This window comes from uncultured Thomasclavelia sp. (assembly GCF_944324745.1).
Classification (GTDB): domain Bacteria; phylum Bacillota_I; class Bacilli_A; order Erysipelotrichales; family Coprobacillaceae; genus Thomasclavelia.
This window is the reverse complement of record NZ_CALUXO010000034.1, coordinates 1-21,503: the sequence shown is the minus strand read 5'-3', so window position 1 is coordinate 21,503 and position 21,503 is coordinate 1. Positions and strand designations below refer to the sequence as shown.

14 protein-coding genes and 1 other RNA gene are annotated in these 21,503 nt (G+C 30.0%); 1 reads left to right on the top strand and 14 read right to left on the bottom strand.

From position 1 onward, the window contains the following. Window positions 1–114: 114 nt before the first annotated feature. The gene (locus Q0K54_RS03470; RefSeq protein ID WP_294578466.1) at window positions 115–2,037 is read right to left on the bottom strand and encodes an NAD(P)/FAD-dependent oxidoreductase; all 1,923 of its coding nucleotides are present in this window, start codon (window positions 2,035–2,037) and stop codon (window positions 115–117) included. A gap of 125 nt (window positions 2,038–2,162) precedes the next feature. Between Q0K54_RS03470 and Q0K54_RS03465 the strand changes: the two genes are divergently transcribed. Further along, window positions 2,163–2,729: a TetR/AcrR family transcriptional regulator gene (locus tag Q0K54_RS03465; protein ID WP_294578464.1), complete on the top strand. Its 567-nt coding sequence runs from the start codon at window positions 2,163–2,165 to the stop codon at window positions 2,727–2,729. Window positions 2,730–2,752: 23 nt separating this feature from the next. Here the strand turns inward: Q0K54_RS03465 and Q0K54_RS03460 are convergent, their stop codons facing one another. From Q0K54_RS03460 to ssrA, 13 genes are all read right to left on the bottom strand, one after another. Beyond that, on the bottom strand, window positions 2,753–3,562 hold the full coding sequence (locus Q0K54_RS03460) for a MerR family transcriptional regulator (RefSeq protein ID WP_294578463.1): 810 nt from the start codon (window positions 3,560–3,562) through the stop codon (window positions 2,753–2,755). Window positions 3,563–3,620: 58 nt separating this feature from the next. After that, complete coding sequence (locus tag Q0K54_RS03455) at window positions 3,621–5,546, bottom strand: FAD-dependent oxidoreductase (RefSeq protein ID WP_294578462.1); 1,926 nt, start codon at window positions 5,544–5,546, stop codon at window positions 3,621–3,623. Window positions 5,547–5,847: 301 nt separating this feature from the next. Beyond that, a complete protein-coding gene (locus tag Q0K54_RS03450) occupies window positions 5,848–7,158 on the bottom strand; it encodes a hypothetical protein (protein ID WP_294578461.1) in 1,311 nt (436 codons plus the stop codon). Between the two features lie 106 nt (window positions 7,159–7,264). After that, window positions 7,265–8,812, bottom strand: a complete 1,548-nt coding sequence (locus tag Q0K54_RS03445) for a hypothetical protein (protein WP_294578459.1) — start codon at window positions 8,810–8,812, stop codon at window positions 7,265–7,267. A 12-nt stretch (window positions 8,813–8,824) separates the two neighbouring features. After that, entirely contained in the window at window positions 8,825–13,156 is a 4,332-nt protein-coding gene (locus Q0K54_RS03440) for an AAA family ATPase (RefSeq protein WP_294578457.1), read from the bottom strand. Window positions 13,157–13,167: 11 nt separating this feature from the next. After that, window positions 13,168–14,640, bottom strand: a complete 1,473-nt coding sequence (locus Q0K54_RS03435) for a DNA-directed RNA polymerase subunit alpha C-terminal domain-containing protein (RefSeq protein ID WP_294578456.1) — start codon at window positions 14,638–14,640, stop codon at window positions 13,168–13,170. 619 nt (window positions 14,641–15,259) lie between these two features. Further along, window positions 15,260–16,087, bottom strand: a complete 828-nt coding sequence (locus Q0K54_RS03430) for a histidinol-phosphatase HisJ family protein (RefSeq protein ID WP_294578455.1) — start codon at window positions 16,085–16,087, stop codon at window positions 15,260–15,262. Between the two features lie 166 nt (window positions 16,088–16,253). After that, complete coding sequence (locus Q0K54_RS03425; RefSeq protein ID WP_294578454.1) at window positions 16,254–17,273, bottom strand: ABC transporter ATP-binding protein; 1,020 nt, start codon at window positions 17,271–17,273, stop codon at window positions 16,254–16,256. Next, window positions 17,273–18,073 carry an ABC transporter permease gene (locus Q0K54_RS03420; protein ID WP_294578453.1) on the bottom strand — a complete coding sequence of 267 codons (801 nt, stop codon included), beginning with the start codon at window positions 18,071–18,073 and terminating at the stop codon, window positions 17,273–17,275. Before Q0K54_RS03420 ends, Q0K54_RS03425 begins: the two co-directional genes overlap by 1 nt. Next, entirely contained in the window at window positions 18,070–18,918 is an 849-nt protein-coding gene (locus tag Q0K54_RS03415) for an ABC transporter permease subunit (RefSeq protein ID WP_294578452.1), read from the bottom strand. Before Q0K54_RS03415 ends, Q0K54_RS03420 begins: the two co-directional genes overlap by 4 nt. After that, the gene (locus Q0K54_RS03410) at window positions 18,899–19,732 is read right to left on the bottom strand and encodes an alkaline phosphatase family protein (RefSeq protein WP_294578451.1); all 834 of its coding nucleotides are present in this window, start codon (window positions 19,730–19,732) and stop codon (window positions 18,899–18,901) included. The genes Q0K54_RS03415 and Q0K54_RS03410 overlap by 20 nt, the downstream gene beginning before the upstream one ends. Beyond that, window positions 19,722–20,822: an ABC transporter substrate-binding protein gene (locus Q0K54_RS03405; RefSeq protein WP_294578450.1), complete on the bottom strand. Its 1,101-nt coding sequence runs from the start codon at window positions 20,820–20,822 to the stop codon at window positions 19,722–19,724. The genes Q0K54_RS03410 and Q0K54_RS03405 overlap by 11 nt, the downstream gene beginning before the upstream one ends. Before the next feature lie 566 nt (window positions 20,823–21,388). Beyond that, window positions 21,389–21,503: a transfer-messenger RNA gene (gene ssrA, locus Q0K54_RS03400) on the bottom strand; the annotation flags it as partial.

Genomic DNA, 21,503 nt, shown 5'->3' with positions numbered 1-21,503 from the left:
TCTTTTAAAATGTTTCTATTATAATGATATTCTTATAATTATTTTAACATTCTATCAAATAAACATCAAATAACTTCGTTATCGCCAAAAGAAAAAGAAGCTTGATCAAAGCTTCTATTCCATTACTCTAATAGCATGATATCCTTCATGAATAGCTGTTAAGATTTTTCGAGGGGATACAGCGTCACCGACAACAACTACTTTATCATCATACTCATCTTCTAGTAAGTCTTCTAATTGATTATTAGGTTTAAATCCGGCTGCATTTAATACTGTGTCACAGCTAATAGTTTTAACTTCACCATCTTTTTCATAAGTAACAGTATCATCAGTAATTTTAGTTACTTTAGCTCCAGCCACTACATGAACTCCACGGTCTTTAACCATATTACGTAAATGCTGGTCATTATTTAAACAGTGATTAGCTAGTGCTAAAATATCTGGAAGCATTTCAATCAAAGTAACATTTTTACCTTGTCCAGCTATATCACAGGCAGCTTCAGTACCAGCCAATCCAGCTCCAATAATAACAACATCATTACCAGTTGTAGCTTGATGAGTTAAATAATCTGTTGCTAAAACTGTCTTTTCCATACCTTCAATTGGTGGTTTTGCTGGATTAGCACCAGTAGCTAAAATAATTCGATCATAATCTAGACCTTTGATATTATCTGGAGTTGCTGCTTTATTTAATTCAATATTAACACCTATTTTATGACATTGAGTTTCTAGATATTTGATTAATTTTAAAACATCAGCTTTAAAATCAGGTCCTCCAGCTGGCCATAGCATACCACCTAGTTTGCTATCTTTTTCCCATAAATCTACTTCAAAACCACGGCGTCTTGCCGTAATTGCAGCTTCCATTCCTGCTGGTCCCCCACCAATTACCAATACTTTTCGTTTTAAACCAGTATCAGCTGGTAGTGCATATTCTTTTTCAGCATAACAAGTAGGGTTAACAGCACAATAATAGTGTTTTCCACTAAATCCAGCTAATAAACATTCGTTACATCCCACACAAGGTGTAATATCTTCCAATTGATCATGTTTAACTTTATTGGCCCAATGTGGATCAGCTAACATCTCATGTCCTAATCCGACATAATCTAAAATACCATCATTTACTACTTTTTCAGCTAATTTTGGATCAAATAATTTACCATCACCTAATACTGGAATCTTTACAACATCTTTAATTGCTTTTTGAACATCTAATTTATGTCCTGGTTTAGAATAAACTGTGGTGATAGCTTGATACCATTCTTCATAACACCCAGTATCTACATGTAAGGCATCGACTCCAGCTTTTTCTAAGATCTTAGCCATTTCGATACCTTCATCTAATTCTCTAAATCCTTTAACTCTTTGATCAGGAGTAAATTTAACTAATACTGGAACACTATCTGGAACGTTCTTTTTAATAGCTTCAATGCATTCTAGAGTAAAGCGCATTCTATTTTCTAAAGAACCACCATATTCATCAGTTCGATTATTCCATTGTTTAGATTGGAATTGGTCCAACAAATAACCACCATAAGCATGTAATTCCACTGCATCAGCACCAGCCATAACTGCTAGTGAAGCTGAATAACCTACTTTATCAACCAAGTATTTAATATCTTCTTTTGCAAATGGTTTACAAATTAAATCTGGAAACCAGAATGACCCTACACTACCAGCACTATAAGGAGGTGTAAAAGGATCGGTAAATTGTTGTCTTCCTAATCCTGGAGACAATTGAACACAAACTTTAGCCCCATAATGATGACAACGATCAATCAACATATTTAATCTTTCAACATGATGGAAATCTGATAATTCGGTACAAGGACGTGGTTCATATTTAGTAGAAACAACGTTAGCCCCAGTAATAATTAAACCAGTTCCCCCTTTGGCTCTTTCCATAAAATAATTGATAGCATCGATATTATAAGCACCATCAGCTTCACCAGTTGTTCCCATTGGTGACATAAAAATACGATTTTTTAATTTCATTTTACCAATATAAGTTTTGTCGAATAATACATTTTTCATTGCCGTCTCTCCTTTACTAACTTTACTTAAGTAAAGTATAACATTTACTATGGTAAATGTAAAGGGTTTCAAAATAAACAATTTACTTCTAATTCAATTTAGCTATAATATATTTAGGTGATTCCATGACAACAAAAGAAAAAATATTAAAACAATCTTATAAACTATATCAAAAAAAGGGATTTAATAATGTTACTATTCAAGACATTTGCCAAGAATCAAACATTACTAAACCCACTTTCTATAAATATTTTAAAAACAAAGAAGAAACTATTATTAATTTATATGACAATATTACCCAGGAAATATCAAATAATGTCCCCAAGCTAATTCTTGCCAATAATTACTATGAGCAAATATTACTATGTTTTCTTTCATTAGTTAAACAAAGTCAAGAAGCTGGATTTGATATCATCAGTCAAATGTTTAAAATCAACCTTGATAATGATCAGGGAAGTTTTGATTTTCGTAATGATTTTTCAGAGATTTGTTTAGCAATTACTAAAAAAGGACAAGAAGCTAATCAGTTTTTAAATAAAAGCAATGCTTATGATCTTTATATTAATTTAAGTTATGCTTTTACTGGTTTTGAGACAATGTGGTGTATAAAAAAAGGAAAATTTGATTTTGAAGAAGCGATAACCAAAGCTATTCAAACCATTTACATGGTTGATGAAAATCTATATAAATGACAAAAACCTGATAAAATCAGGTTTTAATATTTAATCGGTATAAAAAACTCAATATAACGATGTAATGTCCCATTTTCATGAGTACGAATTAGTAAAATCCCAAACGGATCACCAGTTAATTGAAAATTATGATTTTTAATAAAAGTCATAACATGATCCAATAAATTATAATGAAACATCCCCTGTTCTTTAGCATCTACAATCGTGCGAATACAAGTTTGTTGCGGAATCGTTTTAACAAATTCATTTTTAGATAACTTCATCATTTGAAAATATTGACTTTGAATGGCAAAACACCAATAATATTCATTAGCTTCTTGATTTAACATTACTTCTTGAGGAATTAAGACTAGATCATCAACAAACGGATATTTTTTTAACCATGAGGAAGTGATATTATGTAGTTCCTGACGTTGATTAAATTGATAATTATGGCGATATGCTAGATAATGATAGGCATTTGATGATATTATTTGAATTGAATTTAATTCCTGGTTAATCTTTTCTAATGAGTCAATAAAACGATGATTTCTTTTTAGCAGCAAATCATAATAATTATATTTTTCGAGGTAGTATTCTTGTTTTTCCTTTACAAACTTAATTTGTTCATCTAAAGAGGCCTGATGAATAAATTTTAATATTTCTTTAGTCGAATAATCCATTTTACGATAATACATATATTCTAATAAAAAATTAATATCCCAGGCATCATAATAACGATAATGATTTTTTTCATCGATTTTAGGAGATATAACCCCAATTTTTTCATAATAGCGTAATGTATCTATTGGTACATCTATTAACTTGGAAACTTCTTTGATTCGATATTGCATTTAGATCACCTGATAAAATTATATAAAAATAGTGTTGCTTTCACAACACTATTTTCACTTATAATTTCATTCCTAATTCAAAACCTTCACGATTAGCAATCAAAGCATTAGATGTTTTAACTGCACCAGCAATCTTATGAACCTTAATTCCAGCCGTTTCTAATTCATTTGCCAATGTATCATCTGGTTTGTAACCCATAGCCAAAACAACACAATCACATGGCAATTCTTTAACTCCATCAATCATTTCAACCACAACTGATTTTTCTTTAATTTCTAAAACTTTAGTACTAGTAAAGCTTTTGACATGGAAACGATTCATAATTTGCAATAAGTTTTCTTTGCTGACACCATCAAGCTCTTCCATTAGTGTTGGTTTCATTTCTACAACAGTAGCTCCTTTTTGAACCATTCCTAAAAAGGCAGCAGTTTCACATCCGACTTCACCACCACCGGCTACGATACAATTATCACCAGCAGCAACTTTACCGACTAAAACATCTTCAGCATATTTTACATGTGGTAAATCAATTCCTTTAATTGCCGGTACTAATGGTTTACCACCAGTAGTAACTACTACTTCATCATAATTACCATCTTTGATCATAGCTACAGTAGCTTTCGTATTTAATAAAACATTAACCCCATAATTACTTAACTGTTTATTAGCCCAGCAAATAAAAGTTGTAAAATCACCTTTACATGGTGGATAAGCTGCTGAAATAAACTGACCACCAGTACGATCTTTAGCCTCGTATAAAGTAACTTGATGTCCTCTTCGAGCAGCATGAATCGCTGTTTCTAAACCAGCTGGTCCCGCTCCAATAACCGCAATCTTCTTTGGTTGTTCAACTTTAGAATAATCACATTTATATTCTAAACCAACACTAGGATTTACTAGACAAGTAACTGGTCCTCCAACATATAAAGCTCCCGTGCACCCTTGAAGACATCCAATACAATAACGAATTTCATCAAATTTTCCAGCTTTAGCTTTATTAGGTAACTCAGGATCAGCTAATGATCCTCGTCCCATCCCGATAAAGTCAGCTTTTTTCATTTCAATCAAACCATCGGCCATTCTTGGATCATTAATTCGGTTAACATTAATAACTGGAATATTGACGATTTCCTTAACTTCTTTAGCAAAATCAACGGTCCAGGCATGTCCGACATACATTGGAGAAACAATTTGACGATTATAATCACCATAAACCCCAGAACTGATATGTAAACCATCAAAGCCCCACTGTTCAAACAATTTTGCTAGAACTCGTGTTTCGGCCATATCCCGACCACCAGGCATGTCTTCTACTGCTGAGAATCTGATAATAATTGGAAAATCATCCCCAACATTAGCACGCATCGCCTCTAAAACTTCTTTGACGATACGTACTCGATTATCTAAACAACCACCATATTCATCAGTACGTTTATTAATATATGGTGACATAAATTGTGCTAATAAGTATCCATGACCGGCATGTAATTCTATTCCATCAAACCCAGCTTCTTTAACTCTTCGAGCACAAGATCCAAAGTTTTCAACAACTGTTTTAATATCTGCTTTAGTCATTTCCCGTGGTTGATCGCGACACCAAGGACAAGGAATCGCACTAGGTGCCATTGGTTGCACACCACCATTGACCTTGGCACTTTGTTGCTTACCAGCATGATAGATTTGCGCAAATATTTTAGTTCCGTATTGGTGAACTCGATCTGTCAACTGACGATGGCTTTCAATTTGTTTATCATCATATAATCCAGCAATATATTCATAACCCATTGCATGTTTGTCAATCGCATAATCTTCGGTGATGATCAAGCCCCAGCCACCTTTAGCTTTTTCTTCATGATAGCGAATATAACGTTCAGTCGCTTTTCCTTCTTTATCACAATAATTAGTTACCATGGCTGTAACCACTAAACGATTTTTAATTTCACAATTACCAATTTTCCCTTTAGAAAATAAATTATCTAGCATATCAAATTCCTCCTTAATTTAAGGATAAACCCTGGAGAAACTACGGAGTCAACCATTAAAATCAATTTAATTTAAAAAAATAGACTGATAATTTTGCTAAAGATTTATCCAAATAAACAATTAAAAATCATTAATTTTACTTAAAGTCTGTAGCAACTACATAGTTTCCTTTTATTTTTAAAATAAACAACAATCAATATTGGTCCGTTTATAAGCAGGTACCATCCCTAAAACTAAAATCACGAGGAATAATCTGTAATGGCATTTTAACACCACATTACTTTTTTAATTAGTACTTTGATTAATCGATTACAAAATCAGGGAATTTATCATTAAGTTTTAACAGCATATCGATCAATTCACCTAAACAATCTAAAGTACTTATTGCTTTTTTTATTACATCAAAGCTAATTTCGTACCCCTCAATATTACCATCATCGTCTTTTTGACCATAAAAATGTTTTTCTAATTGATAGATCAATCGATCAATTTTATCTTGGCGTTTAAAGTATGCTGTTTTTAATGTCTGATCAGTAATTTGCTGTTTTTTTAATTTTTGATATGTATCTTTGCTTATTTCATAAAATTCAACATGTGAGTCCAGGTAATCTTGATAATATTTAGATAAACCATGCGGCTTGTCTATTATTTTTAAACTATAAAAATATTGATCAAGAAAATCAAGATCTTTGATAACATCATTAATATCTAAATAACCTAGATACAATAAAACCATCGTTATTGATAGTGGAAAATAGGCATCAGACTGTTTTAATAGATTATGATTATCATGATTGAATAAATCTTCATAAAAATATTTTGATAGCAGATCATAATCTAGCCCATTACTTTGATAATCAAACTGCAAGGATTTTCCATTGTGTTTAAAAGATACTGTCAAATTATATTCAAAGTCAGCTTGTTTTAAATACTTATAAAATTTAGTAAGTATTTCTTGTTCATGATTCATCTTTATCCTTTTAGCCAAAATAGCCTTTTGATTTTTAATCACTTCTAGAAGTTGTCCGATAGTTCGAATATCAGTTCTAATTAAGCCCATATATGTATACACTGTCAAATCTAAACAATTCAAAGTTCTTGTTAAAAAAGTAGTGGGAAATGATTCATCAATACTGTCTAACTCCCATCCTTTTCGTTTTAGAATTTGAAATAAAAGTGATCCGGGAATAAACTGATGATACTGCAATAAGTTCTTTAAATCAGCAATAAGTTCTGGTTTCAAGGGCTTTTGATGGAAGATTGGTTTTTTAACTAGTTGATTTGTCAATGTTTCAATTAATTGGTTAACTGACTGACGTGATTTAAATTGATTAAATAAATAGATTTCATCTTGTAATTTTTTCAGGTCACTTTTATTAAATAAACTAATATCAGGATTTACAGATTCACTTGAATATCCATAATAATTAGCCGCCAATAAACTATATGGTTTAATACTGTTTAACAAGATCCTTTTTTTATCTTGATATAAAGGATCGTCTGTTTTGATATCGATTAACTGCTTACAGGCAATACTAAAAAAAGCAAAACAATCTTCTAATTGTTTTAAAGCATAGGTATTATTTTCATATTTTACAAGATAATATTTCATCTTAACTCCTATATATTAACTAATTTTATCGTTATATTACAATAATATCACAAATTTGACTAATTAACATGAAAAAGCAAATCTACAGGTAGATTTGCTTCATTAATTATAAATTAACTAATTTATTATATAAAATATCTTTTACCGATGGATAATTATCAGGATACTTTAAATAATCATTTATGCGATCAAGTAAATTGATTACCTCATTTTTTACTTTGTCAATAAAGTTAGAATCTAAAACTTCTTCATTATTATGAGCAAAGCGATTACGTGTTTTCACAATATCATCAGTAATTCTAATAAATTCATCATAGCTTACTTTAAAGATTGGTTCGAAAAAGTCATATTCATTAGCATATAACTGAAATAATGTACTAGTATTAGTACTGTCAACAATCGAAAAATCAACCTGAAAATCATACATACTATTATCCATAATAAAATCACGCTGCATTCGATCTTTAGTTTTATTAGCCTCTTTTAACAGTGAACTATAGCGTTCTAAGATCTTTTTTTCCCAATCTTGACCATAGATTTCCTTTAAAATCATTGCCATGAGATTTCGTAATTTTCTTTCTGTGATTTTCCATAACTCATCAAATTGCATCATTTGTTTCTTTAAATAAAGATAACGTTGATATTCTTTGGAAAAAAAATGGTACTGCTGCTTATCATCAATGATCAACCCATAGTTAGTCAATGTTTTTAATTTAGCTCGATCCAGATTATCTTCTGTTTTAGCTAGCAGCATAAATAGCGTTTTCAACAAATCTTGATCTTGTAATAAATTAGATAAATGATTAAATTCTTCTAATAACGTTCCTTTTTTCATCTCATAGATCTCTTTGATCTTCATCTTTCCATCGTAATTACAATATTCATACATCAATAAATCTAACAAATAAGGAATCTTACCCGTAATGGTCATTAAATTAGTGCGATCAGCATCACTTAGCTCCAGTCCAAAATCGGCTGCTTTATCTAAATATTCTTGAAATTCAACTTCATCAAAAGGAGTAACATAAATCGGTGAACCTAAAATATTTACTAATGGTGATGTTAAACCAACACTATCAACCAGTTCTCGAACTAACCTTCGTGAAACAAAAACAAATGTTACATCAGTTTCAGGCTGATAGGCTAATTCCCGTAGTTTATTAAAACCACTAGGATAGTCTTTAAATAATCTTTGGGAATAATCAAATTCATCGATGATGCACACTATGCGACCAATATCACTTCTAACAGCTTCTAATAGCATTTGTAGTTCAAAATAGATATCACTAGAATCTGGCATCATTGAATAGATACTGTTTAAATAATCATCGTCTATTTGTCTTTCTTTTAGAAATTTCATGATTAACTGGGCGATTCTTAAAAAGAATTGCTTAGCGTCATCAAATTCATTCATTGATAGATTAATAATAATAATTTTATTTTGAGCAAAATACTCATTTTTATTTTTAAGATAGGTCTGATAAATAACTGAAGACTTACCAGTTCTTGGCATTCCAACCAAATTTGTTGATCCATGAACATCTTTCAAAGTTCGGTTAAGTAATTCCTGCTCTATTTTAGAGCGTTTGACATAACGTCTAACATCTTGAATGATTTGCCCATGATTTGCATAATAGTTTTCTTTTCCACTCATCTTTTCACCCCACTAATAATTTTTAACTAACCAATCTTTAAAAAACGGAATAATAATTTTACAGCGTTCATGATCTTTAACAACTACCTTGCGATTAATCAATTTTTCTAGATTATTACTTTCATATTGAGAACATTCCAAGGTTGCAATATTGATCCAGCCGTCTTTTTGTTGTGTCTGAATTGCTATTTTCTTTAATAGCTGCCATAATGGTTCTTCATTTTGAACAACTAAATTATCAAAGAAATCAATTTCTTTTTCTTCTAATAATATTTCTTTGACCTGATTAGCGATAGCAGCTGTAACATAATTTTGTTGATGCTCATTTAAATAATTAACTAATTTATTGCAATATGTTTGGATATAATAAGGCTGTCCGTTAAACCAATTAACGATTGCTTCATCAGCATTTTCTTTAAAACGACTACTATCATTTAATAAAATTGGCTGATTGACTAATTTTAAAGCCGCCTGATGTGATAAATAAGAGACATATAACGGTTCCGTTACCTGGAATTCATTTGGAAATTCACGAATAAAATCTAACATTTCCAATTGTCCTACTAAAGCAGCTTTAAACAGGTTTTCTTCGATCATCGCTTTCCATTCTTGCATAAAATATTTATCAATATAATTACGATCATATTGGCTTTGCTTATTAGCATCTTGAATATATTTATATAAAGTTGTAAACTCATCAATCATCAACAATAACTCTTTATCCAGAGGCTGACAAATTTCGCTTTTTACAGTTTCTAAAAAACGAGAAAAATCAGTAATACTAGTTAATTCTTGTTTCATAATCCAGCGATAATCAAGTTGAACCCGATTTTTCATTAAATATCGTAACAATTTATTTTGAACGATCTTATAAAATGAGGTTCTGGTTGGTTCTAACATTCCCACTGAAAAATCAATAATAATAAACTGATCATCTAAACGTTTTTGAAGATGTTTTAGAATTGATGATTTGCCACTTCTTTTTTGACCATAAATGATGATACAGCGAATGGTATCTTGATTAAGGGCGTTTTCTAACTCTTCAATCATTTCCTGACGTCCAAAGAACATTTTATCATCAACGATTGGCGTTCCGGCAATATAAGGATTATCAATCTTTTGAAAAGCTTCTTGATGCATGTCAATTGAAAATGTCTCTTTTTGCTGATAACTTTTATTACGACCATCATTAAATGTCACAACTATATTGATAGTAAAAGCATCTTCATCAAAAGTTTGGATCTCGGCCAGCTCAGATAATTTTGAACCACCCTTTAGATTACCTAAAGATTTGCGATACAAAACCATTCCATCATTTTTTTCAATTACTAAATAAATATTATGCGCTGTTGAATGATTCTCTTTGTTTTTGATCGTAATTGAAATGGCACCACGACTTTGCTGTCGGGTCATTTTATTGATTGGAACATCAATTTCTAGTTCCGGACAATAATCCTCGTTGATTTGTTCAATAGTTTGGTCAAGTTTATCAATTGCAATCGTACATAAAAGCACTAATTTATCTTCAAGAAATTCAGTACTGTTATGATGAATTTCATTTTCTAAATCAATAAAATTATTTTTGACCGTTGTCAAATGCAAAAGCTTATTTTCATAATCGGGATATGTTTTATAACTATCCATTTGATGATAGTATTTTAAAAACTCTTTAATATAAACATTATCTAACTCCGTTAATAAAATACTATTTTTTAAACTGGAAATATCAAAAGCATAATCCGTATTATTTTGAATGTGACTTTTCCATGAATTGAAAGAATTGATGGCAAGATCATTTAATTTATGAATTTTACCAACAATAGCTTCAATATCATCAGGAACATTTAAATACTTACTGATCGTCGCTAAACATTCATTATCTTTAATAAAATCTCGTAATAACGGACTGGCATTTAAGACCTTATAAAAATCATTTTGAACATAGACATCATCAAACTTGTCCATTATCTGCGGTAAATCGATATTCATTTCATTTTCAAACATTAAAATAGCTCCCCGGTTAACTTGAATATCTGATTTTAAAATCGACCGTAAATAGTAACTAACTGTATTGCGCTCTAAAGCTACGGTATCAAAATGACTATCATCCTCATTAAAATTAGATACTAGACGATTGAATTTAATTGCCTGTAAATAATAGCTTTTAGCATTATCATATTGACGATTCAAGAAAAACATATGGCCCTGATTTTGAAGACTATTGGCTAAATAATAGTAATATCTTTGACTTTTATCATTTAAAACTTTTTCAATACAAGCAGCCGTTAAATAATAATTAGCCCGAGATTTAGGGGTAGTATTATCGTAATTACTGGTACTAGTATGAATTAATCTTAAAATTCCATTAATATCATTTTCATCAAATAAACGATTATTTTTCTTTTCTTCACCAATACCGGCAAAATCACAGCTATTTTCATAATGGGTAATAAATGGCGTTTCTAAACCAAAGAAATCTTCAGTTAAAACATTATCATTCTTTTCATTTTGAACTCGTTCTAATAAATTGGCCAAGTTGTTATCTTCGGTCGAATATTGTTCAATCAAAGTTACCGCTTCATCTTCTTGACCTTGACTTAAATAAATTTTGACTAACTGGCGAACACATTCTAAAGTACTATAACCACATTCCATGGCCTGCTTAAAAGTGGCAATAGCTTTAGTCACATGATTTAAGTTATATTGACATTGCGCAATTCTAAAGTAAGTGGCAGCCCGTTTATTTTCATTATTTTCATATAAACGTAATAATTGAGTTAAAGCTGATTGCATTTCTTCATAGTTTTTTAAATGAGTATATAAAGAATATTTCTTTTCATAGTATTTAATTTTATTTTCATTTGATAGCGTTAAAACCCGTTCTTCATATTCTTCTAATACTTTAATAGCTGCTTCAATATCTTCATCAAATAAAACAAGATCAACTAAATTCAATAAAGCTTTAACCATCGTTTTTTCTTTTCTTTCAGCGATCGCTTTTAAAAAATAATCCTTAGCTTTACGATAGTTTTCTTCAATATGCCAGGCTCTTAAAGCAATAGAATAATTACTTTTGTCATTAGGTAAGTAATGTTGTTTTTTAGCTCTAAAACGCATTTCATTCATCTTTTGTAATAATGATGAAATTTCTTGATTGTTGGGTTCTAATTTAAATAAGTGTTCAACATATAAATAAGCCTCTTCATATTGACTATTGAGAAAATAATTTTCTAAATTCTTTTCTAACGATGTTTCCGTATTTCTAACTAAAACAGAGAGTTTAAGATTTTGCTTACTAGTAAACATTGATGAACGTTTCCGTAAATAGTTTTGAGCACTAATAATATCCCGTTTACTTACCATATCGATTACTTTACCTATAACAGTAATAATTTCCTTAATTTTTTGATAATCTTCATGCGATAAATACTCACGTTCATTTTCTAATAATTGCAATGTCGCCTGACTATCTTGATTTTCAATTAATTCATCAATTAAATTATTTTTAAAATCATTAATTGAAATATTCTTTTTACTTTTTTGGATCATTTGACCATTAACTGGCATTCGATCAATATAAGTCATAAACTGATTAAAAAAACTTAAATTATCATTAGTTAATCGATGGCTTTTGTCTCTTTGAAAATTTATGGCTTCCCGATTACTATATTTAATGATATATCTGGCAAAAAATTTAAACTGATCAATATTATTATCATCAACGATAACATTTTGAAAATAATAGTTTAAATATTCAATCATCTTGGCTTCTTGATCATATTGATGATAAACAATAGCATCTGATAAATAGATTTCAATCCAGTCGCAGCTTGATTGAAACATCTTAGCATAAGTACATCTAATTTCAATTAAAATTAAAGCAATTAATTCATAAAATATTTCCTGTCTATAATTAACTGCCAATGTATTTAAACTATGTAAGATCTGTTGAATCGAACCAAACTTCGGATCAATTTCATTGATTTTGATTCTATGTTTTAACTGATTATAAACTGGAATAAACTGGCTATAACAATCATTGGCTTTTAATACCTCTTTAATCGTTGGGGTTAAATCAATATCCTTTAGTTTACTTTGCCAATAGTGACAAACCATAGTTAAAGAAATACTTTCCAAACTGGCAAAATCAATTTCATCATTGAGCTCCTCAATAGTCACGATATTAGCAATTCTAATTTGCTTTCGTTCCCCTTGTTCATTTTGTAATTCAACAAATAATGGATTAGCAGCCATATATTTCCCGGTAAATTCATAAATAGCCGAACCAACTTCATATTCTATTTTTAAAGTTGTTCGTTCCATCACGTATTTAGAAAACGGCATTTTATCACCCCTCAACTTAAAGTTTTAAATTTTTGTTCAATATATTCTTCTAATTGAATTTGCTGACCGGAAGATAAAAAAATATTAGACCATAAATTTCTTAATTCCTGATTAATTTGATCAATAGATACTGTTTTAAAGATATTATCAACTTTTTCTTGATAGTAGCTTAATGGTTTAATAATGTTAAAATAATAATACTTAGTTTCTAAAGCATTGATAAACTCTAACTTTTTACCCAAGCAATTTAATTTATTTACCGAAGTGATTAAATTATCATAATCTAGACATTGATTATAATAATCTTCTTTATCATCATCTATATAATAGAAATACTGGCCCATTTCTTTTACTAATCGATCGATTTGTTTCTGGCGCTTTAAAATCTGTCGATAAAGCATTTCATTAGTAGGATTTTGTCTTACAAGCTGCTGATATTCCTCTTTGCTTATTTCATAAAAAGTTACATGATGTTTTAAATAATCTTGATAGCGCTGATTTAGATAATCAGGATCTTCAATTAAATGCAAACCGTAAAAATGTTTTCCTAAATAACTAGCATCCTTGATAACATCTTCAATTTCGACGTATCCCAGCCATAATAAAACCATTGAAAGTGGCAAAGGAAAATAGGCATCATTTTCTTTAAAAATATTATTAGTTAACCCAAAGAAATCCTGGTAAAATGCCTCGCTAATTTGATTTATTCTCCAGGTATCGTCTTGATAAGTAAAATTATGAATATCCTGGCCATTAGTAAAGGTAAGTGCTAAATCATAACTAGGACAATTATCAGCTAGATAAGCATAAAAACAATCAATTATTTCACGTTCATTTTTCTTACCAATATTTCTAATTTTGATTACTTCGTGATTTTGAATTTTATATTGCAGTTGCTTTAAAGTAGTAACACCGGCTCGAAGTAAACAATTATAAGAGCGAATGGTTAAATCTAATTTAACTATTGACTTCTCTAAAATATCTTCATCATATTTTTCATCAAACTTTATCAGCTGATAACCTTTTTTATCTAAAAATCGAGACAATAATGAATTGTCAGGCACTTGATGATATATCAATAATTTTTTTATTTCTTCAATTAATATTTCCTTAACATCAACTTCTAGCTTGATCGTTTCCATAGGTTCATTATCTAAGATTTTTAGTATCGTGGCTTGATCTGGTTTAATGGAAATATTACGATAATGATGGATTTTTAACAATGCAATTGGATCACTATTTACGATCTTGGCAATCTTATCAATATCATCAACAGCTTCCACATTCCAGCCATAATAATATTTAATTAAAGGATCAGTGATCGTAATCATTTTAAATAATTTCTGTAATTTTGATGAATACGTTAAATCTGTTTGATCATGTTTAATATTTTGATGATATTTTAAACTAAGTAAAGCTATCGGATCATCAATTTGTTGCAAACCATAGGTTCCATCGTTATATTTTGTAATATAATATTTCATGATTACCTCCATTTTCTTGTCCTATCAAAGATGAAATATACTTAAAAATCAAACTAATCTACGTAATATAAATATTTTAAGACATATCATCGATCATAGTGATCTGTGACATAATGTTATTATATTTATTCTAGCATATTTATTCTAGCATATTTATTTGAATATTGCTTAAAAAAGTCTAAATTAAATTGTTTCTTCTAAATAAAAAAAATAGAATTCACCGACTAATTTCTACCTTTTCAACAACTACCTATTATTTTTCTTTTATGCCAAATCGGATATAAAATATCTTTTAATACCTGCAACCCATTTAATTTGTCATAGTGATTTTTATCGTCGATCAGTTAAAATTTGATACAATTCAACCATTTTTTACCTGATAAATATCTACTGTTTTATTTAATTTCCAGCTACTGATCGTTTGACAACTCACCCTTAATTTATTGGTACCATTTTCCATATTTTTCTAGCTTGTGATAAATTCATCGTGTAATCTTTTTATGATCATCTTAATAAGATTATCGCAGGCACTATCTAATCCAACTATCAATTAGCATTATTAGATACTAATAATTTTAACAAAAATCCTGCTACCATTAATTAGTAGCAGGATAAATAATTAATAATTAAATTCATTTATATCTTTTTCAATAAATCCTTGATCAGTTAAAGCCATCAATGAAGTAAAACCACATTGTTTGATTAAATCAAATGATTCTTGATAGTAACAATCTAGCATTTCTTTATTATGACAATCACTATTTAAACAAATCTTTCCACCATGATCATGAATATATTGGAGTAATGTTTGATGTGGGTATGGGGTTTTTCTTTGCCCTCGAGCAATAGCTCCAGTATTTACTTCAAAAATCTTATCTCTGGCAATTAAAACATCAATACATTCATAAGCAATTTTTAAATAATCAGGCTGATTAAATTCGATAAAAGTTTCATCTTCATTAAATTTGGTCAATAAATCAACATGACCGACAATATCAACTTCATCCATATCGGCAATCTTTTTTACTTCACTATAATAATTTTTAGCATAATCTAAAAAACTCCCAAAATAATCAACAATTTGTTGGGTAATTTCAGCATTTTCATCAACTGCTAAAAAGTCATCACCAGCTTTAACATAATGGACGCTGCCAATAATATAATCATAGGGATCATGTTTTTGATATCTTTTTCCTAAAGCATCTTCTTCGATTCCTAAAAAGATTTTAATTTGATCTTGATATTTTTCTTTCATTGCTAAAACATCTTGAATATACTTTGCAGTATTGCTATCACCCATAGCATAATAAGCTACATCACCACAATTTCCATGTCCTGAAAAACCTAAAACAGTAAATCCTTTGTCAATTGCAGTTAAAACCATTTCTTCAATTGTATCTTTTCCATCACAATATGTCGAATGAGTATGTAAATTTTGTTTAATCATCGTATCACTTCCTCGTATAATCTGTAATGTAGAATCCTGATTTTAGAAACTATCTATGTTAATATATCAATCACTTGATTCTACTTTCTTTAATTCCATTATATCTTATTTATTTATCATTGTCTAAAAAGACTGCTTAATTTAGTAATTAAACAGTCCATAATTATTAATCTTTAATCGCTAGAATATTATGTGGTTCAATTCCAACATAAACTTTTTGTCCTTCATCAAATAGCGTAAAACTTCTAAATAACATTTCTGATTTGAAGATTACATCATCACATTTCAACGTATATCTTAAAACATTTCCTCTAGAAATATAATCTTCAACCACAGCTTCAAAAACATTAGTATTTTTATCAGTAATTGGTTCATTAGAAATAGCAATTGTTTCAGGTCTAATTGCATAATAGTTATTATCAAACTTTTGATCAGGGAATACTTCATTTAATTGTTCTTTTGTTAAAATATTATAGTGTCCAATAAATTCAGCAGCAAATTTTGATACAGGATGGGTATATAATTCAACTGGATTACCACTTTGTTCAATGATACCTTGATTCATTAAATGAATTTTATCAGACATGATCATCGCTTCATCCTGGTCATGAGTAACAAAGATTGTTGTTATTTTTAATTCTTTTTGAACTCTTTTAATTTTATCTTGTAATTCTCTTCTTAATTTAGCATCAATAGCACTTAAAGGCTCATCTAATAAAAGCACTTTAGGTTCCATAACAATCGCTCTGGCAATGGCCACACGTTGTTGCTGACCACCAGATAGTTGACTTGGATAGCTAGATTCTTTACCGGTCAAATCAACCATTTCAATTACCCGGGCAACTTTTTCTTCAATTAATTTTTTATCCATTTTAGCAATCTTTAACCCAAAAGCGATATTTTCAGCGACAGTCATATTTTGAAATAATGAATATTGTTGGAAAACCATTCCAATCCCTCTTTTTTGAACTGGAACATCAGTAATATCTTCACCATCTAAAATAATTCTACCAGAACTAATTTCTTCTAAACCAGCCAATGATCTAAGTAATGTTGATTTACCACAACCACTAGGACCTAATAATGTAACTAGCTCCCCTTTTTCAACATTTAGATTGATACTTTTAAGTACTTGATGTTTGCCATCATAGCTTTTAGTGATATCTTTAAACTCAATATAAGCCATTATGCTTTCCTCCTTTTTGAAACTGCTTTATTTTGAATAACTAAAGTTAAAGTTGAAATCACCAATGTTGTTACAAATAAAATCACGATAATTGCACTTGATAACTGTCCTGATTTAGACATTGTTTGATACAAGTAAATACCAGCTGTTCTAAAGGCACTACCAGCAATCATATTAACAACAACAAAATCAGCAAATAGCATCGTAAAAGCTAACATCATAGTAGAAATAATTCCCCGTTTCATCTGTGGAATAACAATTTTGAAAAAAGCGCGTAATTGAGAACATCCTAATACTTGTGCTGCTTCAACAATACATTTGATATTTAAAGCACTAATTGTATTTTTTAATCCTCGATAAGTATAAGGTAAAATAATAATGCAATAAGCACCAACCAATAAAAATAAACGATTAGATAAAAATCCAGGTCGTCCTGAATATAATGAAATAATCCCTACTGCTAAGATAACTCCTTGAATTGAATAAGGAATATTACATAATATTTCAATATATTTTTCTAATTTGGGCATATATAGAGTCATAACATATAGCACTAATAAAATGGCAATTGTACAAATCACTACTGGGACAAACGAAATAACGATTGATCGAAGCAATGAATTAATAAAAGCCCCATCAGAAAAAATATTTGAATAGAAATTTAAGGTAAAACCAGTAGGAAAAATATCCATCCATTCAGTAAAGACAGAATAGAAAAATGTAAGGGCTAATGGAATAATTAAAAATGCAGCGATTAAAAATAAAATTAAACCATCAAAGAAACGTGTTTTTAATTTCATTGTACCCCTCCTGATTTTTTCTGTAATTTATTAGTAATTAATACGGAAATAACCATTAAAGCCATCATTACTAATGATAATGCACACCCAAATTCTTGATTTTGAACTACTTCACCAACAAACTGTTGTGAAATTCTAATTGGAAGTAATGAAATATTATTACTTAATAAAGCATAAGCAGTTCCATAAGCGGCTAATGAATTGGCAAATAAAACTGAAAATGTTCCTAAGATACTAGGCATTAATGAAGGAATCGCTACTTTAAACCAATAATGAAAGCTATTACCACCAAGTAATCCTACTGCTTCTTTCCATTCCTTTTTAAGCCCGTTAAAAGCTGGCAACATTAATAGCGTACCTAAAGGTATCTGGAAATATATATAAGTTAATAACAGACCATTGATCGTATATAAATCATAATTAGCTAAAAAATCAATTCCATAATTTTTACCAATCAAAGTCAATATCCCTACATTTCCTAGTAAGATCATAAATGCAAATGCTAGTGGAACTCCGGCAAAGTTACTAGTTATATTTAAAACTGTAGTAAAAATATTACGAATCTTACCACTGGCATTATTAGCAGCTTTTGCTCCTAAAAAAGCAATTAAAATTCCACATAATGCTGAAACAATTGAAATCCACAAACTGTTATAAATTGATTGTTGATATAAACGTGTCGTAAAAATTCTGGTAAAATGTTCAAAAGTAAAACCACCGCCACCAGTTTGAGAAAAACTTTCAATGACAATATTTATTAACGGTAATATTTCAAAAAGAATTACCATGATAAAAAATGGCAACAATGCTAACAAGTATAGTTTTTTACCTATCTTTCTTTTCATGTACTAATGCCACCTCCAATGGCTTCATTTTTTCATTTGGCTTAATTCCTAATAACTGACATAATAAAGATGCAAATTCTAAAGATGTTAAAACTTTATCATGAACACCCGCTACTACTTGATCATCAATAATATAAAGTGCAGTATTACGTTGACTGGCACTATTACCACCATGATAACCATCTTCGCTCATTCCATGATCAGCACCGACAACAACGCTATACCCTTGTTTTAACCACTCAGGAATATAAGTTGCCAATAATTTTTCATTTTGCATTACTGCTACGCCATATTCCTTGGAACCAGCTCCAAATTTATGACCAGCATCATCAATTCCCATCGGATGAATAAAAACAAAATCATAATTATCTTTTTCCATTAAGCATGAAGATAATGAATAAAGATGATTATCTGGGAATTTATCATCATAATAAAAGAAACCTTGATTAATTACTGATGTGTCATCGAAATGATAAACATCTTTGGCATAATCAAATGGTGCCGATAAATATAATTCGCTGATCCAATAATAAGCTAAAGCGAGACTCTTTTTACCATTATCCTTTAACATCTTAAAAAGATGTTCTTGATTTGATAAACGACAAATTCCATTATTAGTAATACCATGTTCATAAACAGGCACACCGGTAAAAATTGTTTCATACATTGGGCGTGAAGAGCTAGGTAATTCACCTAGCACTTCATATTTAGCTGCCCGATTTTTTTCACATAAATGTTCTAAATATCCTAAATATTCTTTTGCATATTGGCTTTGTAAACCGTCAAGCAAAACAAAGACTACTTTATTGAGCATATGCAACTACTTCTTCCTGCCATGAAGACGCTAAATCAGCTACTGTTTGATCCCAAGCATCTTGATCGTCGATAAAACGCGCATTTGTGTATTGTTCATCTGGTAAAAGTTGTGCTTTTACATCATCTGGTAATACTACATCATCACGTACAGGACGTGCAAATCCTTTGGCTAAATTGATTTGCCCTTTATCAGATAAAATATATTCTCTAGCTAATGCTGCTGCATATGGACGTTTTGTATAAGCATTAATTATTGTACAATAACCACTTTGAATTGCTCCATCAGTTGGAACAGATACTTCAAAATGAGCATTAGGATTATTAGCTAAAATTTGAGAACGATATCCAAGTGAGTTATAATCCCAAAGAACTGCTACTTCGATTTCACCTTTTTCCAAACGAGCAACGCTTGTATCTCCCATGTCTAAACGACCTTGTTCAGCTAGTGTTTTAAAGAAATCTAAACCTGGTTGAATATCACTTTCACTACCACCAAAAGCCATAGCTGCAGATAATAAACCACTTTGAGCTTGTGTTGCTACTGAAACATCACCAATAGTTAAAGTGTAATCACCTTCTAAAACATCTTGCCAGCTAGTTGGTGCATCAGCAACTAAATCGGTATTAGTAATAAAAGTAATTGTTCCATAATAACCAATGATCCAGTTACCTTCATCATCTTTAGCCCAATCAGGAATAGAATCCCAATAAGATGTTTTATATGGTAAGGTTAACCCTTGTTCTACCGCAACAGGACCAAATGATTGTCCCACATCACCAATATCTTTAGTAGCATCATTAGCTTCATTTTTGAAAATTGCTAACTCTTCAGCACTAGACATATCAGTATCTGAATGTTTAATGCCATATTCTTGTTCAATTTCATCCCAAGTTTCAACCCAGTTTGCCCAAGTATCTGGCATTCCGACTGAATTAACTTCCCCATCTTCTTTGGCTTTTTCGACAATTTCATCTAATGTCATTGAATTCAAATCTACATCAGCTTTACTGCTTTCTTCAGCGCAACCAGTTAACAAACCAAACGCTAATAAAGCACATACTCCTGTTTTTAATAATTTACTCTTCATTTTTTACTTCCTCCTCAGTGAGAAAAAGTATATCATTTGAAAATATGCCACAAATACCGTTATTTTGTAAAGAAATGTAAAATAAAATGTTATTCTTTTTAGGGATTTATAAATATTTGATAAAGAAATCTGAATTTTGGATTAACTAAGTTTAAGTTTTGGTGAAGAATCACTTTCTTTAAAAAAAGATTATTATACTAATTATTTTTAGCAAAAAAGAAAGAACTTTTTGCCATTGATTATCAAAAAATACGATGATTATATCAACGTTTTGTATATTTTTAATTTTGGAAAGATGATTAAAATTGATATGATATTTTAGAAATTTACTTTATTTACAGCTATATATTAATTACAAAAATATTTATACATTGCCATTTTTAATCCAATGATCTAGTTTAAAAATTACTTATAATATTGTTACTATGTAGACAATATTTTACTTACTTTACAAAAACAAAAAGAACGCTTATTGAAGCGTTCGTATATAAAGTACTTATCAATCAGGATGATGTTGATATCCAACTATATCTAGACAATCTGATTGATAAAAACTGCGATAATATTGGTGGAGATGAGGGGAATCGAACCCCTGTCCAAGCATAATCCCTCCAAAGCGTCTACAGTTTAGCTTATTGAATAAATTTAATTAGGCTACAATCAACAAGCAATTTTCCACCT

What these genes read in the sequence shown, in the direction of transcription:
- Q0K54_RS03465 (WP_294578464.1), top strand. Translation starts at nt 2,163, where the DNA reads ATGACAACAAAAGAAAAAATATTAAAACAATCTTATAAACTATATCAA.
- Q0K54_RS03450 (WP_294578461.1), bottom strand. Translation starts at nt 7,158, where the DNA reads ATGAAATATTATCTTGTAAAATATGAAAATAATACCTATGCTTTAAAA.
- Q0K54_RS03445 (WP_294578459.1), bottom strand. Translation starts at nt 8,812, where the DNA reads ATGAGTGGAAAAGAAAACTATTATGCAAATCATGGGCAAATCATTCAA.
- Q0K54_RS03435 (WP_294578456.1), bottom strand. Translation starts at nt 14,640, where the DNA reads ATGAAATATTATATTACAAAATATAACGATGGAACCTATGGTTTGCAA.
- Q0K54_RS03440 (WP_294578457.1), bottom strand. Translation starts at nt 13,156, where the DNA reads ATGCCGTTTTCTAAATACGTGATGGAACGAACAACTTTAAAAATAGAA.
- Q0K54_RS03415 (WP_294578452.1), bottom strand. Translation starts at nt 18,918, where the DNA reads ATGAAAAGAAAGATAGGTAAAAAACTATACTTGTTAGCATTGTTGCCA.
- Q0K54_RS03420 (WP_294578453.1), bottom strand. Translation starts at nt 18,073, where the DNA reads ATGAAATTAAAAACACGTTTCTTTGATGGTTTAATTTTATTTTTAATC.
- Q0K54_RS03460 (WP_294578463.1), bottom strand. Translation starts at nt 3,562, where the DNA reads ATGCAATATCGAATCAAAGAAGTTTCCAAGTTAATAGATGTACCAATA.
- Q0K54_RS03470 (WP_294578466.1), bottom strand. Translation starts at nt 2,037, where the DNA reads ATGAAAAATGTATTATTCGACAAAACTTATATTGGTAAAATGAAATTA.
- Q0K54_RS03425 (WP_294578454.1), bottom strand. Translation starts at nt 17,273, where the DNA reads ATGGCTTATATTGAGTTTAAAGATATCACTAAAAGCTATGATGGCAAA.
- Q0K54_RS03430 (WP_294578455.1), bottom strand. Translation starts at nt 16,087, where the DNA reads ATGATTAAACAAAATTTACATACTCATTCGACATATTGTGATGGAAAA.
- Q0K54_RS03410 (WP_294578451.1), bottom strand. Translation starts at nt 19,732, where the DNA reads ATGCTCAATAAAGTAGTCTTTGTTTTGCTTGACGGTTTACAAAGCCAA.
- Q0K54_RS03405 (WP_294578450.1), bottom strand. Translation starts at nt 20,822, where the DNA reads ATGAAGAGTAAATTATTAAAAACAGGAGTATGTGCTTTATTAGCGTTT.
- Q0K54_RS03455 (WP_294578462.1), bottom strand. Translation starts at nt 5,546, where the DNA reads ATGCTAGATAATTTATTTTCTAAAGGGAAAATTGGTAATTGTGAAATT.